A 17,024-nucleotide genomic window follows, 5' to 3' on the forward strand; every position below is an offset into this window, starting at 1 on the left:
TCCTCTCCCCCGGCAATCAATGCTACAAGAAGAGGCTGTTACAATGACGCTCACCGAGCTAAAAGAACGTATTAAAGAAGAGGTTGTCCTGCATGAAGGCGATCTGAAAGAATGGCAATGGCGCAGAAATGGGCTGCTTACCGAAGCAGAGCAGGACGGTATTTCCTCTGCTGAATTTATGCGCCTGGTTAATGATGTAAGCTATCAGCTGGGCGGCCTTTTCCCGAAAATCAATGCCTTGAAAGCGACGGCAGAATCATACGCCCGAGCTGACAAAAAGAAACTTCACCCCATTCATATTGACGAAATCGTTACCGAAGCTGAGCGACTAACCCTCTCGCGTGAGTTCGTGACACAACGTTGGCTACCCGCTATTTTGGCTGCTATTCCCGACCCGCCCAAAACCGACGTCGAATCCGCTGTAACAGCTCCATCTCCCGTATCGGCACCGGTTGTCAATCCCGTGTTGAGCCGGGAAGAGGTTCGGCAGCAGATTGCTTCCCGGCTGGATATGTATAAGTCGGAAAGCACTATTCCGTCCTGGGCGTTGCGTGCGTTGCTGGAAACCATCAAGGCCGATGAATCGGTAGTCACCGAAGAAATCTTTTCCTATCTGGTCAATAATCTTTACAAAGCTGTAAAAGAGCCCCAGGGCAATACGTTGCGTGAACGGTTGGTCTCTTCCGATTGGCAGAACGTATTGTACCGTGCCAATCAGGAACCGGCTCCCGTGCCTGAACCGTACCGGCCAGAACCTGTCCCGGCGATTAACGAGCCGCAGCCTGTTGTTCGATCGTTTACGGCCCAGCCAGCCCGGGTTTATCGGGGTGAACCCGTAACCTTATCCTGGGAGGTAGAGAATTTGCTGGCGGTTACGATTGATGATCTGGGAACGGGCCTGTCTCCGCAGAATCGGGGATGGGTGAAGCCTACCAAAACCACGGATTACACACTCTTCGATGTGAATAATAATCCACTCAGTACCGTTCGAGTTGAGGTGATACCACGCGACCGAAGCGGGGTGTATGGCGTTTTGTTTGCCCTGGCCCTGCTGGCTATTATTTACTGGTTTATCAAAGGCAATACGTCCAGGAGCGAGAAAGACGAAAGGCCCGAACCAAAGGCGAAAACCGAGCAAACAACCACCCGTAAAAGAACGTCATCAACCTACGGCAATAGGAAACAGTCCAGATCGTCGGAACCTGATCCCGACGTAGCAACCGATAAACGGGAGCCAAAGTCCAACGCGTCAGAAACGGTGGCCACGAATACGCAAAAAAAAGAAGAGACCACCAGTAGTAAGCCTAAAGAAGAGAAGGTTCCCCGTGAGCCAGAAACCAGTAAGCCATCAGCTCCTGCTGATGCCCGATCTGGCAAATATGAGGAAGCATTCGGCAATAAGCCTTATGACAAGGTGGAGTTAGGCATTGACGAGCAGGGCTGGCGTCGGGCACGCAGCCACGGTCGCTGGGGCTTTATCAATGAGTTCGACGAGTGGGTGATTGAGCCCGAATATGAAGCTGTAACGCCATTTCGGGGTAATACGGCGTCGGTTTTTCTGAATGGCAAACTGATGACCATCAATCGGGCAGGGGAACTGGTCAGTAAATAAGTGTTTATCAAGAACTGAAAGGGTGGTTTTTGGGTGGAATGCCATATCTCCAAGATATGGCATTCCACCCAAAAACCACCCTTTCAGTTCTTGTTTTCAGTCTGAACCTTTAAGTTCTGAAACTTGACTGTTTTGGCGCTGGTAATAAATCCGATTTTAGTACCGCCGAACTTCCGGAAAACGTGGGGGCTATCCTGTACTTCTTCCCCGTTGATATAGAAGTGTAACAGGTTCATTTCTTTCTTGATCATCAGTGTATTCCGTTCCCGGTTGACGCTTGTGCCGGAAGGAGTTGGTTTGCCAGGCATGTAGTTGGCAAACGTAGCGCCATTCGTCAGTGATTTTATCGATACCTGATTGGTACCAATCAGCCGGAACTGACAAAACGTATTCACATCTTTTACCCCCACCAGTAAGCCTCCATCAATCTGAACGCCCGGTGGAACAATCATATCGGCCGTTATAGTGAACGACTCTGCTTTATTTAAATCGACGGAGGGCGGTAACGTTACGTAGCTCCGCGCCGGATTTGGGGTCGTCAGGTTTGTTTTCTGGATGTAATAGCTCCCCTGCATGAGGTCGAGGTCATAGCCATTCTTTTGTCCCACTAGCCAGCGATTCTGATTAGTAGCGAATGATTCAATAAAGTTCGTTGAGCCTGAAGCTGCCTTGTCGACAGGTTTGGTCATTGGTGCCGTGTCGGGTGTGGGCGCATCGTTGAGTGCCGAAGCGGCAGACTGAACCGGCGCATCATTCCCCCAAGGACCTAACGTAACACTAAATTTCTGGAACGATGTCCAGTAGGCAGACGTAATGACGCCGATGTCGTTGCCAGCCAGTGGTTTAAACGGTTGTGGGCTAGTACGAATCTCCTGTTCATTGATGTAAAAGTGAAGGAAATTATCCTTACGACGAATGGTCAGGCGATTCCGGTTGCGTTCAACAGGTACGCCGGGATTGAAGAATTCGCCGGTCATGTAGTTGCCGAGCGTTTGTCCATTTGCAACGTGAATCAATGAAGCCTCGCCTTTGCCGTTCAGGGTAAAGGCCGAAAAGTTCAGGGAATCGCGCACCCCAAACAGCACTCCACCCGTAGGTACCTTACCCGAATCGGCCAGTACGTCTACTTTGATCGTAAACAGATCCGCCGAATTCAGGTTAATATCGGCCGGTAATGCCACGTGGCTGAAGGCGATTTGGTGGGAAACTTTCCGTCGGCGGATCGTATAGCGTCCCAGGCCAATCTGATAGTGATAATCACCACTATTACCCGCTTTCCAGCCGTTCCGATTGGTGACAAAATCGCCGGTAAAAGCAGGTCGAAAATCGGGCGACGTTGTTCTGGCCGAAGATGGATCAGGGCGGGTTACTGGAGCGCTGGATGGTGTTCGTTGCGAGTAGCCGGAATTGGGTGTCGTCGATTCGGCAGGAATGGATGGGGCTGTTGGTTGAACCGTCTCGGGGGGCGCTACGTTGGCTTGTGGATTCGGACGGGCAGTGGTTCGTGGCGCCGTTGAGCCTGATGGAGCGGCAGGCGTGAGTGAAACCTTCTGCCATTCGCTGGGTACTGAATAAATAAACGATCGTTCTCGCCGGGTTGACTGGGCTAAGCTGCTAATCGATAGCATGATCAGCGCAGCGCTTATTAATAACAGTCGCATCATGTAATTTCTTAAAATGAGTATCGGAAAACGGCTGTCGGCTGCCCTGACTGTAGACCGGGCGATACCGTAACGGATTGCAGCCGTCGGGCTTCTTTTTTGAGCTGATTATTACGTAACCCTTTTAAAAAGGTCAGCACAACATCGGCAGCCGCCACGACCAAAGCACCGCGGGTGGCCAGGAAGTAACGATGGTGGTGCTGATTGGCAGTCGCATAATAGGGTTCGGCTGCCGTAGCGTTCTTTTGTTGTTCATAGATCGCAAACGCATCCTGCGCTTTTCCCCGTTCAATAATTCCGTAGGCAAGCAGGCCATAACAACCTACTGCAATGAACGGACGCAGGCCAATTTTAGGTCCGGGTTGTTGCACAAAAATGTTGCCTACGCCTGGGGCAACGGCTGACAGCAAAGCCCAGGCGGGGCCGGCATAACGGTCTCTAAAAGGAAGGGCGGGGTCTACAGGCGTTGTTGACGTTGGAGGAGTGTATGGGTTCGTAAGAGGTGGCTGTGTTTGTTGGGGCGACTCCGTTCGGATCGGTTTGTCTGATCCCGTATCGGGTTGAGATGGAGTAGGGGATGACGCTATCGTATTGGTGGGCGTAACGCCTGTTTTGACACGGACAATAGCCTGAATTTCTTCATTGAGTGGGTAGCCATTGCCAAGGGCATTCCAGATAATTCGGCGGTCAGAACCAGCCACTACGCGCATGCCCACATCGCCCCGAACAAATTGAGGCAGAATTTGTAATGATCCACGGACGCGGCTACGAACATCGAAATAAATAGAATCGCCGGGTCGTGCGTTAACCAGGTCGTATCGTATTTCCAGATTAGCCGAATCGAGTGCTCGTAACCGAATATTACGAACGCGCTCCTGCCCAAAGCTGGGGAAATACAGGTAAAGGCAGAGGATGAACGAAAGAAGCAGGCGCATAATAAATCAGTTACTGACAGTAATTTGGCGAGTGACCCTAAACGTATCGTCGCATTTATTGACAAGGACAAGCGTAACGGTATATGTACCGGCTTTGTCGTAATTGTAGGTTACACGCGTTCCTGAGCGGTTTATACTTTTGCCATCGCCCGCATCCCAGCCAATAGCACCAATGTCGCCCTGCGGATTCTCCAGAAAAAAAGTTACATCGAGCTGATCCGATGTGAAACCAATACCTGCCTGGGGCTTAACACAGACTGGGAAGCTTTTTCGCTCTAAATCAAAAGGTTCACATCCTGTTACGACAAGAAGCAACAACCCCCAAACGGACCGTTTTATCATGAGTTTCGATGGATTCAGAGCAAATTAAGCAATATTATGGGAATGGATGGCCGTTTGACTGATAAATCGGTCTGGAGGTTTGGATACAGGACATGTTCTGTTTAACCAGAGGCAACCTCTTTTTTTGACAGGATTTACCGGGTAAAACAGGATTATTCTACAAACTGATTCCTGTAAATCCTGTCAAAAAAATAGGCCTGTCCTGCGGGTCAACGCGTTCGGACTTTGTCGAAAAACAATAATTTTTTTAAATTTAGAGAGTAGGATAAGTGAATGCCTATCTTGCCAATCGATCACTCACTGACTTTGTATTATGCGCTGGTCCGCAAAAACTAAAGATGAATTAGTAGCCGAAATTCAGCGGCTGCATCACGAACGCGACGGGGCCACAACGGCTGATGCGGTGTCGCATACCGATGTACGCCAGACGCTCGATCAACTGAATATGATTGGGGTTACGGTAGCGCACGATGGTACGCTAAGCTACGTAAACCCATACACCTACCGCGTTACAGCCTGGCAACCGTCCGATATTGTTGGTAACAATTTCTTCGATGTGTTTATCCCTGCCTCCGACCGGGCCCGCCTGGAGATGGAGTTCGAAGAAGCGCTTAGCAAACGGGGAACGCCCGAAACAAAGGAAATCAGTTTACTGACACGTAGTGGTGCTGTCCGTAATGTTCAGCTCAACTCGTTTGTTATCAATCCGTCAGAAGAGAACGCCGATCAGTCGGACGTAGCGTCGTTTACGCTTATTGGCGAAGATGTTACCAACAAAAGACGGGTGGCGTCGGCGCTGTCGAACACCAATGCGCAGTTGCAGGATTTGGTCGATAATACGTCCGATCTGATTCAACTGCTTACGCTGGATGGTAAATTCATTTTCGTAAACCGGGCCTGGCGCGATTCGCTGGGGTATGGTTCGGATGAAATTGCCGCGCTGAACCTGCGCGACGTGTTACATCCCGATTATGCCGACAGTACGTTATCGCTGCTGCAACGAATTCAGAATGGCGACAAACTGCCGTATTTCGAAACTGTTTTCCGAACCAAAGCGGGGAAGACAATCTTCCTGTCGGGAAGCGTCAATTGTCGATTCGATAATGGTCGGCCTACTGCTTTCCGATGCATTCTGCACGATACAACCGGCCGGATTCGCGCCGAAAAATCGCAGAAACTCTATTACAGCATTGCCAACTGGACGATCAATACGACCAATCTGGACGAGTTTTATCATAAAATTCATGAAGAGCTGGGCAACATCATCGATGCCCGCAACTTCTTCATTGCGCTTTATGACCCCAGCAAAACCTATCTGTCGTTTCCGTACTACGTCGATGAGTATTTCGGCGGGAATATGCGTTTCACGAAACGTAAAATCGGGAATGGGCTGACCGAGTATACGATTCATGCCAATAAACCCCTGTTCCTTTACGAGAAAGACATTCGTCGACTGGCCGAAGAGCATAAGATTGACCTCTATGGTCAGCTTCAGCCACAGGTGATGCTGACGGCACCGTTACGAATCGGGGATGAAATTACCGGGATCATTGGGGTTAAGTCCTACGATGATCCGCATATCTACGGTCCTCGCGATCTGGAGCTTCTGGAGTTTATTTCGGGACAGGTGGCACTGGCCATTGCCCGTAAGCAGTCGGAGGCCGCTCTCGATAAGCAAAATGCCCGGCTGAACGCTATTTTTGATAGTAGTACGTACCTGATCTGGTCGATCAACAAGGCATTACAGCTTACCTCGTTCAATAAAAACTATACCCGACTGATTGAGTATCAGCTGGATATGAGCCCTACCATCCAGGCCAGCGTTCCGAAACTGGGCTGGCAGATGATCGGGGAGGAAAACCGCAAACTGCTGGCCGAAAAATACCGGCAGGCGTTTCGCGGATTCCCGCAAAACTTTGAGCTTCACTTTGAAACCATTCGGGGCGAAACGTACCTGGAGTTTCATTTGAACCCGATTTTGCTGGCGGGTGGCGTCATTGAGGAAGTATCGGGCATAGCCCGCGATATCACCAACCGTAAACGGGCTGAAATTGCGACCCGGCAGAGTGAAGAGAAGTTCCGGGGTATATTCGAGAACCTGCAGGATATTTATGTTCGGGTGGATCGAAAGGGACGTATCACCATGGTCAGTCCGTCGGTTTTCAAACGAATGGGCTACACGCCCGAAGAAGTACTGGGGCAGGATGCCATCCAGTTCGTTGTCGATAAGAGTGTCATTCATCACGCCATGTTCAAGCTTGGCCGTACCCACAGCCTGCGCAATTTCGAAGTGAGTATGCGTCGGAAAGATGGTACGGAGCGGCAGTTTATGTTCAATATGCTGTTGCTGAAAGATGAACAGGGCGAGTATTCGGTGGTGGCTGTGCTGGCCCGCGACATCACCGAACTAAAACGGCAGGCGGCCGAGCTGGTGAAAGCCCGCGATGAAGCGGAACGTTCGCTAAAAGTGAAAGAGCGCTTCCTGGCCAATATGAGCCACGAAATTCGGACACCAATGAACGGAGTTATCGGCATGATAGACCTCCTGAACGACACCCGGCTCGATGAGGAACAACGTAGTTACGTTAAAACCATTAAACGCTCCTCGGAAACGCTACTGAATATCCTGAACGACATTCTCGATCTGTCAAAAATCGAGGCCGGGAAAATGGTGCTCCACGAGTCGCCGGTAGCGTTTCAGGAAATCTTTGAAAAGCTCATAGCCTTATTTGGGCAGCAGGCGAATTCTAAAAATAACCAGTTAACGTATCATATTAGTCCAGACTTGCCAACGTTCGTGATTGCCGATCAGACCCGATTGCTGCAAATTCTGTCGAATCTGACATCGAATGCGATCAAGTTTACCGAAAACGGTACGGTACAGGTGAACGCATCGCTGATTAGTAAGCGTGGGAAATTCAACCGAATTCGGGTCGACGTAAAGGATTCAGGTATTGGCATTTCGCCCGAAAATATCAATCTGTTGTTCAACTCATTCAGCCAGGTTGATACGTCGTCGCGGAAATCGTTCGGGGGAACGGGGCTGGGTCTGGCGATTTCAAAAGAACTCGCTCACCTGATGAAAGGAGAGGTCGGTGTGGAGTCGGAGGTTGGTTCGGGCAGTACGTTCTGGTTTACGATCGAACTGAAAGAAACAGCCATTAGTCCAACACCCCAGACGACCGAAGTGGCCGAGATTGCGCTGGCCAATTTCTTCAGCGACTACCATCCGAACGTACTGCTCGTTGATGATAATGCTGTTAACCGGAAAGTCGCGAGCGAAATTCTCCGGAAAGCAGGTTGTGTCGTCACAACGGCCGATAGCGGACCTGCCGCCATTCGGGAAGTAGAGAAAGCGGAAGAAAGTAAACGTAGCGGGGAGTTTGCCGGATTTGATGTCATTTTTATGGACATTCAGATGCCGGACATGGACGGCGTAGAAACGACCCGGAACCTGCGGGAAAAGTTTGGCAAAAGTTTACCGACCATCGTGGCCATGACAGCCTACTCCATGCGCGAAGATCGGGAACGGTTCATCAGTCAGGGGTTAGACGATTATATAGCCAAGCCCATACGGGCACAAAGTCTGATCGCGAAAGTGAAGGAAATTGCTGATGCCAGCCGATCCAGGCAGCAGGCAATTGCGGCTCAGCAACCGAAGCCCATTGCTACGTTGGCCGAGCCATCGCTTCCCGTTATTGATGCGGAAATCGTAGGGCAACTGCGCGATATTGGCGGCCAGGAGCTGGTCGATAGTATCATGGAAGAGTTTGTGGTGGAGGCATCTGACCTGGTGAAAGGCTCGGTGGATGCGTATGCACTGGGCGATATACCCACGGTGAAAAGTCATCTGCATACCCTCAAAGGAAGCGCCGGTACAATTGGTGTAGCCCGCGTAGCTGATATTGCCCGTACTGCCGAAGGGAAACTGAAAGTAAACGATACCAGCGGCCTGGGCGAAGCTCTACAGGCATTGGAGCAGGAGTTCGATGCTTTTCTGCAGGAGGTGAAAAAATAGTTTATGGTTTATAGTGGCTGACGCCAGATAATTACTGACGCGTCAGCCACTATAAACTATAAACTATAAACTATAAACTATAAACTATAAACTCTGAACGTCCCTCACTCCCTAATCGGGAAGCGATTCAGCTGTTTTTCCAGATCAACGATTGCTTTTTGGAGTTCGCTTTTATCGGGGGCTACGCGGAAATAAAACGGAGTTCGATCCCGCTTCCAGTTAGGGAGCGCATCAGAACTAAGTTTTATTCGGAAGTGGTAATCATTCTGGCCGGGCGACATGTTGCTGAAGCCAAGGGCCGGGTCAACGAACGATAATTTCGGTGATAGTTCATGATTGTCGGCAACCGATCGCATCCACTTCAGCAATAATTCAAGCTCCCAGGTCGACAGGATCGAAGCGGTACGGACATAATCATGCTGCTCATAGTTCGTTTTTAAACTCACGATAAGCCAATTGCGATCCATAAAATAGGGCGAGTCGCTACATTCATAATCCAGAATGTTCAGCTCAAAAATGCCATCGGGGCCAGTCAGCTTCATAGGTCAGATAAACTGAGGGTGAAACAATAGAAATCTGATGGAGCGATTGGTGCGGATAGATAAAATTATTGCCGTTTTAGCTTACGGGAACGGAGAGGAGCTAAAACGGAACGTAGCGCGAAATCCGGATGCTGATCAATGAATGGATATTAAAAGTACGGAAAATTTTGGATTGTTATACTATGTTGCTGTAATTTTTCCAGATAGAACTTCGTGTTAACAGGGCTAACCGGGTGAGTATATTCAGGTAAGCTTTGTCTATTATAGTATACGGGGGAAAAGCTCTTTTTGCGTTTGCAGATAAAATGCTAATTTCACCACGCTAAACATAACACGATTTCCAAGCCCTATGTCAGCTTCCAAACGCGTCCTGATTGCCGAAGATAGCTCCGTTATCCAGAATCTGGCCCGTAAAATTCTTGAGTTCCAGCACTACGATATCACCGCTGTGAAGAATGGCGAGCAAGTACTGCAAATCCTGGAGAAAGAGGATTTCAGCATTCTGCTGTTAGATATCAATATGCCAATAATGGATGGTATGGAGTGTGTCCGGCGCGTTCGGGCTTTACCAGATTCTACAAAGGCTAATGTACCTATTGTGGCGATCACGGGCAATGCCAAGAATTATACCGAAGAAGAATTCAAAACCGCCGGTTTTAATGATGTTCTGGTAAAACCGCTCAACTTCGACCGGTTAGTTGAAGTTGTTAATCAACTTACCGACAAATAATGCTTGAATGACCGGACCACCGGTGCGGTGAATGAGCGAATAGCCGTGGGCACTACCTTCACCGCACCGGCGGTCCGGTCATTCGATTCATCAACCAGTATGCTCATCACCCTGCTCGGAACAGGAACGTCGTCGGGAGTACCATTAATTGGCTGCGAATGTGATGTTTGCCGATCGATGGACTTTCGTGATAAACGACTCCGTTCGTCTATACATATTGCGATAGAGGGCCGTAGCTTTGTGATTGATACGGGCCCGGACTTTCGCCAGCAGATGCTTCGCCTTGATCTGAAGCAGCTCGATGCGGTGTTATTTACTCACGAGCATAAAGACCATACGGCTGGTCTCGACGAGGTACGGGCTTTCAATTTCCGGTCGGGGCAGGATATGCCAATTTATGGCCGGTTGCCGGTACTGAAGCAGCTGGAGCGGGAGTTTGCCTACATTTTTGCTGAAACAAAATACCCTGGTATTCCCCGCGTTACGCCCATCGAGATTGATAATGAATCCTTTGAGGTCCTGGGTATCCGGTTTACGCCCATCGACGTATTGCACCATAAGCTTCCTGTATTTGGCTTCCGGGTCGGCGATTTTACGTATCTGACCGATCTGAACTTTATTGAAGAACAAGAGCTGGAAAAGGTCTATGGTACCAAAGTGTTGGTGCTGGATGCCTTGCAACGCCAACCACACATTTCCCATTTTACGTTGGATCAGGCCATTGCACTGGCCAATCAGATTGGTGCTCCACGAACGTACTTTACCCACATCAGTCATAAACTGGGCTTACACCGGGAAGTTGAAAAAGAACTTCCCGACCATATCCGACTTGGCTACGACGGGTTGCGGATTCAATTGTAAATACCTGCCAGAGCTATCCCGACAAACCAATCGCTGAAGCAAAACGTTACGTCAGTACACTCATCGCTTGGAATATGTCCGTTCCCATCAAGCCCGCCAGATCCTACGCTGACGAACTGCTGCAACGCTTTCGCACACAGGGAGATCCGCCCGCCGATCATGTTATCGATAGTATTGCTAAAACAAAAGGAGTAGGGGGCATTCGTCAACTCATGAGCTGGCTCATTAAGCCGACCCATGTAGAAACCGACGTAGCGGAGCAGGAGGCTATTCGACATTTTTTCGTGGAGCAGAACCAGCTACCTACTTGGGCCGATTGGGAAAAAATGAAACTGGGTATGGCTGTTTTTCAACAGCATGGCCGGCAAATTGGCCTGATTTTAGGTTGCTTTTCATTGCCGTATTGCTACCTGGGGGCTAATGGCGCTCAGGTTTTGTGGTTAACCGAGCGGATAAAAAAGGATACGGCCCGACGGCTGCAGGAAACCGGCGACTGGCTGTTTGGTGTGAGTACACGTAACGAGTGGGAAACGGGTAAAGCCATCCAACGGACGCTGACCGTCCGGCTAATTCATGCCTGTGCGCGCTGGTTTGTTCAGCATTCGGGCCGCTGGCAGGATGATTGGGGACTACCTGTCAATCAGGAAGATATGGCGGGTACCAATCTGGCGTTTTCCTATATTGTCTTACGTGGTCTGCGTAAACTGGATACTACGTTAAGTGAGGAACAAGAAGAAGGGTTTCTGCATCATTTCAACGTAGTGGGATATCTAAACGGCATAGCAGAAGAACTCCTGCCCCAAAATCTGCGTCAGGCCTATCTGCTGGATCGGGCCATTGTCCGACGTCAGTTTAGGCCTTCCGATGCTGGTAAAGGATTAACCAGCGCGCTGCTGGATGCCATTGCTCAGCAACCTAATGGCGAAAAGTCGACTAAAACGGATCGGCCGGAGGCCGTTCGGAACCTCGCAGCGGGTGAAATGCGTTTCTTCCTGGGCGATCAATACGCCGATTGGCTGGCCATTCCGCCGGTTCCCGTTGAAAAACGATTTGTTAACGTATTGAATCGGTTGCCCATTTTTTCTAATTCCGTTTACAGTTGACCCGATTCAACGGAGCGAACGCGCGGCTGTAGACACCAAACAGGATTTATCCGCTTGACAACGTATCAATTAGAGCCGATTGCTGCCCTGGCTACGGCGCCAGGAATCGGAGCCATAGCTGTTATCCGAGTATCGGGAGAACGTAGTATTGAGATTACCAATCAACTATTTTACGGTAAAAATCTGACGGAGCAGGCCTCTCATACGGCTCATTTCGGCACCATACGTAACGCCGATGGGAGTATCATCGACGAAGTGCTGATTACGGTGTTTCGGGCTCCCAAATCGTTTACGAAGGAAGACGTTGTCGAAATTTCCTGTCATGGTTCTGAATTTATTATTCAGCAGATACTACGTCGGTTGATGGCCGAAGGCGTACGTTTGGCCAGACCGGGCGAGTTCACACAACGGGCATTTCTAAACGGACAGTTCGATCTGGTGCAGGCCGAAGCCGTGGCCGATTTAATTGCGTCCGATTCCGATGCCAGCCACCGGGCGGCACTAACCCAGTTACGGGGCGGCTTTTCAAAACAGTTGAAAGAACTACGTCAGCAACTGATTGATTTTGTGGCATTGGTTGAGCTTGAGCTGGATTTTGGTGAAGAAGACGTTGAGTTCGCTCACCGTGATCAGCTACGGCAGCTTATGCTGACCATTCGGCGGGTGCTTCATCCGTTGATCGACTCTTTTTCAACGGGTAATGCCATAAAAAATGGTGTGCCGACGGTTATTGTGGGTAAACCGAATGCGGGTAAATCGACGTTGCTCAATGCGTTGCTGAACGAAGAAAAAGCGATTGTATCTGATATCCCCGGCACTACCCGCGATGTGATTGAAGATGAGTTATTTATCGAAGGTATTCGGTTTCGGTTGATCGATACGGCCGGGCTCCGGCAGGCTACCGATCAGATCGAAGCCATTGGTATCGAGCGGACGCAGCAGAAAATGCGGGATGCTGCACTGGTGATTTATCTGTTCGATGGACGTAACAGCCAGCCCGACGAATTTCAGCTGGCTATCAACGAAATACGCGCATCGGGTAAGCCTTATATCCTGGTGGGGAATAAGCTGGATGCGATTAGCGACGAGACCCGGCAAACGCTGGAAGCGATTGCTGATGAAAAAGTAGTCTGGATTTCGGCCGCTCGCCATACACACCTGGACGAGCTGAAGTCGGCTCTGTCGGCGCGGGTACGACTGGATGCGGCCGTTCAGACAGGTAGTGCGGTCGTGACCAATTCCCGCCATTATGCTCACCTGACGGGTACCGACAATGCCCTGGCACAAGCCATCGACGGGCTTGATTCGGGCGTTACGCCCGACTGGCTGGCGATGGATTTACGCGTAGCGCTCCAGCATTTAGGGGAACTGACGGGAGAAATTACCACCGATGATCTGCTGGACTCCATCTTCAGTAAGTTCTGCATCGGAAAGTAATCGTACTTAACAACCCAATATTAACATACTTGAATATAGTATATAAAGCCCTAAAATGGGCTTTTTTTGTGCATAATACTATCTGTTTACTAAGTAATAGTATTGGTTTGTTACGTAAAGATTTGTACCTTCGATGTACCTTAAGAGCGGAATTTCTATAGAGTTCCGTTTTTTAGGTGAAATGATGGCACAAACTGACACGATTGTGCACTCTATGACAACTGCTAAATCTGATTGGCACAATGAGTTCTAATATTCGGATCATGCGCATCTGTCAGCAGTGCGGAAAAGAATTTGAAGCACGCACGACAGTGACAAAAACCTGTAGTGATGCCTGCGCGAAACGAGCCTATAAAGCCCGTCAGCGGAGCGCTAAAATTGAGATCAGTACCAATCAGGTTAAGGAAGAGAAAACGAAACCTATCGAGGATTTGCGGCAATATGAGTTCCTGACCGTTGAGGAATCAGCCAGACTTGTCCGTATTAGCCGCCGTAGTCTTTACCGGCTTAATGAAAGGGGGGAACTGCCATTCGTCAAATTAAATCGAAGAACCGTCATTAGACGTTCTGATATTGATCGACTGTTTGATCGCCCAGCCGAGCTACTAGAAAAGGCGCGGGTAGAGCCAGTACCACTCGCTGAATGCTATACCATGAAAGAGATCCAGCAGAAATACAGCATTTCCGATAAGGCACTCTACGAACTCATCAGGCGCAATGAGATTCCCAAGCAGTACAGCGGTATTTATGCCTATGTACCTAAATCCCGAATTGATCAGCTACTAGCCACTCCTGAAGAATAACCATGATAAAGGTCAAGCTTAGAAAAAAGCCGATAACGGATGGCCGGACCAGTCTGTATCTGGACTACTATCCAGCTATACCTCATCCAGATACTGGTAAGTCAACCAGGCGGGAGTTTTTGGGGATGTATCTGTTTAACCGACCAAAAACGCCAGCTGATAAACAGCAAAATAGTGAAACGCTGGCTTTAGCAGAAACGATTCGGGCAAAGCGGCAGATCGAGGTGCAGTCCGGTGCGTATGGGTTTCTGTCAAAGAAAATTCAGAATACCTGTTTTGTGGCGTATTGTGAAAGCCTAACTACTAGCCGAACCGGCAGTAACAAAGAGGGGTGGGAGAGTGCTCTGCATTATCTACGTGACTTTACCGGTGGGTCGCTAAAGCTATCGGATTTAACGCTGAAAAAGTGTCGGGATTTTCGAGCTTATATGATTACCGCGCCTAGTCAGCGTACTGGAGAGCCATTAGCAACCAATTCAGCAGTTGGGTATTTCAATAAGTTCAAAGCCGCCCTTAAACAGGCCTACAAAGATGGTTTGATCAGTACGGATTTAGGAAGCAGGGTAGAGGCTATAAAGACACAGGAAACGCACCGGGAATACCTCACGCTGGAGGAGCTGCAATTACTGGCCAAAACAGATCTACCCCAGTTGCCAGTGCTTAAACAGGCTGCTTTGTTCTCGGCACTGACTGGGTTACGGTATTCGGATATTGAATCCCTGACCTGGAATCAGATTCGGCACGATAAAAATAACGGCTATTATATCCATTTTACCCAGCGAAAGACTAAGGGGACTGAAGTACTGCCGATCTCCGAACAGGCGGTTGGCCTATTAGGAGATCGGCTAGGGGATAGTCAGTTGATCTTACCGGGCTTAACCTATTCGGCTTACTGGAATAAAGTCCTGAAGCAGTGGGTAAAGGAGGCGGGTATTACCAAGCCAATTACCTTCCATAGTTTCCGCCATACGTATGCGACGCTGCAATTATCACTGGGTACGGATATCTATACCGTCTCCAAAATGCTTGGCCACAGAGAGTTGAAAACCACTCAGATTTACGCCAAGATTATTGACCAATCGAAACGGGAAGCTGCTGATAAAATAAAGCTATAAACTAAGATTAAATATAAGTGTAATGGGAAAGTTGGAAGATTATGAGTTAGATGCTTCTAAAAGAGCTGATGAATATTTGATTAAAGTAAGTGATTTGACTGAGCAATCTATTCTTAATATCCTAACTATTTGCCCAGTGATACATTATAAAACATTAAATCAACTGAAGGATGGAGATGAGCAGCTAATGCCCTGTGAGGTAGACGCTTTAATATTTAAATATAAATCTACTAATCAAGCTCATTGCTGTGATGAATTAATGGAATTAGCATTAAATACAAGCATTTTGACCGTATTAAGGATAAAGAATATTAATATAGATAGCATTGGGCAACGTGAGTTATTTCATTTAATGATTCATGATTTAATAGCTCGGATTATTAAGTTGAGAGATCTTATAGAAAGATGGGCTTATTATACCAAATGTGTCCGTGAAACATATAGTGGAAGTTCGTGGGATATATTTCATATAATTGACAAAATGACATTTGTGAGAATTACTGCTTATAGTATACATAGCTATATGAATCGTTTGATTCCTGAAACGATTCATATTAAAGAATTACAGACTGAGACAACTATTAATCAATTCAATAATATGCCAATGCGTGATGTTGAGAAATGGTTTATGCAACTATCTAAAAGACAAAATAAACAAGGTGAGCTAATTTTGACAGAAAATGAAATAGACCATTTTATAAGGCGAGCCTTTTTAAATACGGATCTCCCTAAATTAAACGCAAATTACGGGAATGGAGGAAAGTGGAATTTTATTAGAATATTTTATGAGTTCTATGAAAAGTGCACCTCTGGAAGGGAGATAATAGACGACCGGCCTAATATTAGAGATGAGTATATAAAGTTATTGATTAATAACTTTGAAGGATTCTCTTTTGATGAAGTAAAAGAGAACTTTGCTAAGTCAAAAAATAGTGGCCAGACTTGGAAGTTAAAATAATTACTACTTTTCTTACTCCATTATTTACTTAGGTTACTCGTTAAAATTACTGCATAGAATAAAGTTATAACATTGCTCAACATAATTAAATGTCATTGAGCAATGGAAAGTATACCATTAACTTTCGAACAACTTCCTGCCTATGTATATCAATTAGGCCGAAAGTTAGATGATTTATCTAATTTACTGCGATCTCAGTCTGAGGGAAATCAGACCTTAAAACCTCTGCACTTTGATATTCATGAATTATGTGAATATCTGCCAGATAAGCCTGCTGTAACAACTGTCTACGGATTAGTACAGCGAAGAGAAATACCATTCGGGCGTAGGGGTAAAAAGCTGATCTTTTTTCAGTCTGATATTGATCTTTGGTTAGCCACAAAAAAATCAAAGACGGCTAATGAAATTTCTGGATTAGCTGACCAGCATAAAACATCTTTCACTCGAGGTAAGAAAGGAGGCAGTCGTGTGTAATGCTCTTTCTGAACTCAATCAATTGGCTGATCAGCAAAAGGCTATCAAATACGCCAATGTTCCCCGCTTTGCTCTGGTTAAGTCCCGTTACACCGATAAGTCCGCAAACGATCTCACAACAGCGGTTGTCGATTATCTTAATCTCTCCGGCTTCTTCGCCACCAGGCTAGCCAGCACTGGCACTTTCAGGGCCGACTTGCAAAAATATGTCCCTTCACGACAACGGAGCGGTCTGCCAGATGTGATGGCCGTAGTCGATGGGCGATCTGTTTTCATTGAAGTCAAGGTAGGTAAAGACCGCCTTTCAGAGGAGCAGCGTGAGGCTATCAATGATCTCGAAAATGCAGGAGCTTCCGTGTTTGTCGCTGGCGATTTTCAAGGCTTCTACGACTGGTTTCAAAAAGAGTTTCAAACAGCCCCCTTCGCTTGATCT

The 17,024-nt window shown here is 47.9% G+C and carries 15 protein-coding genes; 11 read left to right on the forward strand and 4 right to left on the reverse strand.

Annotation, left to right across the window (positions count from 1 at the left end; all coding sequences use genetic code 11):
• Nucleotides 1-19: 19 nt before the first annotated feature.
• On the forward strand, nucleotides 20-1,612 hold the full coding sequence (locus GK108_RS10145) for a WG repeat-containing protein (protein WP_246224782.1): 1,593 nt from the start codon (nucleotides 20-22) through the stop codon (nucleotides 1,610-1,612).
• Nucleotides 1,613-1,695: 83 nt separating this feature from the next.
• Here the strand turns inward: GK108_RS10145 and GK108_RS31150 are convergent, their stop codons facing one another.
• From GK108_RS31150 to GK108_RS10160, 3 genes are read right to left on the reverse strand one after another with little or no spacing between them, the layout of a single operon-like run.
• Nucleotides 1,696-3,276, reverse strand: coding sequence for a hypothetical protein (locus GK108_RS31150; RefSeq protein ID WP_212592769.1), 1,581 nt, complete (start codon nucleotides 3,274-3,276; stop codon nucleotides 1,696-1,698).
• A gap of 8 nt (nucleotides 3,277-3,284) precedes the next feature.
• On the reverse strand, nucleotides 3,285-4,208 hold the full coding sequence (locus GK108_RS10155) for a hypothetical protein (RefSeq protein ID WP_163946770.1): 924 nt from the start codon (nucleotides 4,206-4,208) through the stop codon (nucleotides 3,285-3,287).
• Between the two features lie 6 nt (nucleotides 4,209-4,214).
• Nucleotides 4,215-4,550 carry a PKD domain-containing protein gene (locus GK108_RS10160; protein ID WP_163946773.1) on the reverse strand — a complete coding sequence of 112 codons (336 nt, stop codon included), beginning with the start codon at nucleotides 4,548-4,550 and terminating at the stop codon, nucleotides 4,215-4,217.
• A 313-nt stretch (nucleotides 4,551-4,863) separates the two neighbouring features.
• Here GK108_RS10160 and GK108_RS10165 point away from each other — a divergent pair, with 313 nt between their 5' ends.
• Nucleotides 4,864-8,568: a PAS domain S-box protein gene (locus tag GK108_RS10165; RefSeq protein WP_163946777.1), complete on the forward strand. Its 3,705-nt coding sequence runs from the start codon at nucleotides 4,864-4,866 to the stop codon at nucleotides 8,566-8,568.
• Nucleotides 8,569-8,672: 104 nt separating this feature from the next.
• On the opposite strand, the gene GK108_RS10170 is transcribed toward GK108_RS10165, so the two are convergent.
• Nucleotides 8,673-9,110 (reverse strand): WapI family immunity protein, encoded by a 438-nt coding sequence (locus GK108_RS10170; protein ID WP_163946780.1) that lies wholly within the window; start codon nucleotides 9,108-9,110, stop codon nucleotides 8,673-8,675.
• 349 nt (nucleotides 9,111-9,459) lie between these two features.
• On the opposite strand from GK108_RS10170, the gene GK108_RS10175 reads away from it, so the two are divergent.
• From GK108_RS10175 to GK108_RS10215, 9 genes are all read left to right on the forward strand, one after another.
• Entirely contained in the window at nucleotides 9,460-9,840 is a 381-nt protein-coding gene (locus GK108_RS10175) for a response regulator (protein WP_163946783.1), read from the forward strand.
• 99 nt (nucleotides 9,841-9,939) lie between these two features.
• Nucleotides 9,940-10,701, forward strand: a complete 762-nt coding sequence (locus tag GK108_RS10180; protein ID WP_163947016.1) for an MBL fold metallo-hydrolase — start codon at nucleotides 9,940-9,942, stop codon at nucleotides 10,699-10,701.
• 74 nt (nucleotides 10,702-10,775) lie between these two features.
• The gene (locus tag GK108_RS10185) at nucleotides 10,776-11,804 is read left to right on the forward strand and encodes an oxygenase MpaB family protein (protein WP_163946786.1); all 1,029 of its coding nucleotides are present in this window, start codon (nucleotides 10,776-10,778) and stop codon (nucleotides 11,802-11,804) included.
• Between the two features lie 54 nt (nucleotides 11,805-11,858).
• Nucleotides 11,859-13,241 (forward strand): tRNA uridine-5-carboxymethylaminomethyl(34) synthesis GTPase MnmE, encoded by a 1,383-nt coding sequence (gene mnmE / locus GK108_RS10190; RefSeq protein WP_163946789.1) that lies wholly within the window; start codon nucleotides 11,859-11,861, stop codon nucleotides 13,239-13,241.
• Between the two features lie 242 nt (nucleotides 13,242-13,483).
• Nucleotides 13,484-14,044 (forward strand): helix-turn-helix domain-containing protein, encoded by a 561-nt coding sequence (locus tag GK108_RS10195; RefSeq protein ID WP_163946793.1) that lies wholly within the window; start codon nucleotides 13,484-13,486, stop codon nucleotides 14,042-14,044.
• A gap of 2 nt (nucleotides 14,045-14,046) precedes the next feature.
• On the forward strand, nucleotides 14,047-15,159 hold the full coding sequence (locus GK108_RS10200; protein WP_163946795.1) for a site-specific integrase: 1,113 nt from the start codon (nucleotides 14,047-14,049) through the stop codon (nucleotides 15,157-15,159).
• Nucleotides 15,160-15,181: 22 nt separating this feature from the next.
• Nucleotides 15,182-16,117, forward strand: coding sequence for a hypothetical protein (locus tag GK108_RS10205; protein ID WP_163946798.1), 936 nt, complete (start codon nucleotides 15,182-15,184; stop codon nucleotides 16,115-16,117).
• A 102-nt stretch (nucleotides 16,118-16,219) separates the two neighbouring features.
• Nucleotides 16,220-16,591 (forward strand): helix-turn-helix domain-containing protein, encoded by a 372-nt coding sequence (locus tag GK108_RS10210; RefSeq protein ID WP_163946799.1) that lies wholly within the window; start codon nucleotides 16,220-16,222, stop codon nucleotides 16,589-16,591.
• 22 nt (nucleotides 16,592-16,613) lie between these two features.
• Nucleotides 16,614-17,021 carry a VRR-NUC domain-containing protein gene (locus GK108_RS10215; RefSeq protein ID WP_163946801.1) on the forward strand — a complete coding sequence of 136 codons (408 nt, stop codon included), beginning with the start codon at nucleotides 16,614-16,616 and terminating at the stop codon, nucleotides 17,019-17,021.
• Nucleotides 17,022-17,024 lie beyond the last annotated feature (3 nt).

Origin of the sequence: Spirosoma terrae (assembly GCF_010435915.1) — a bacterium.
Lineage (GTDB): Bacteria > Bacteroidota > Bacteroidia > Cytophagales > Spirosomataceae > Spirosoma > Spirosoma terrae.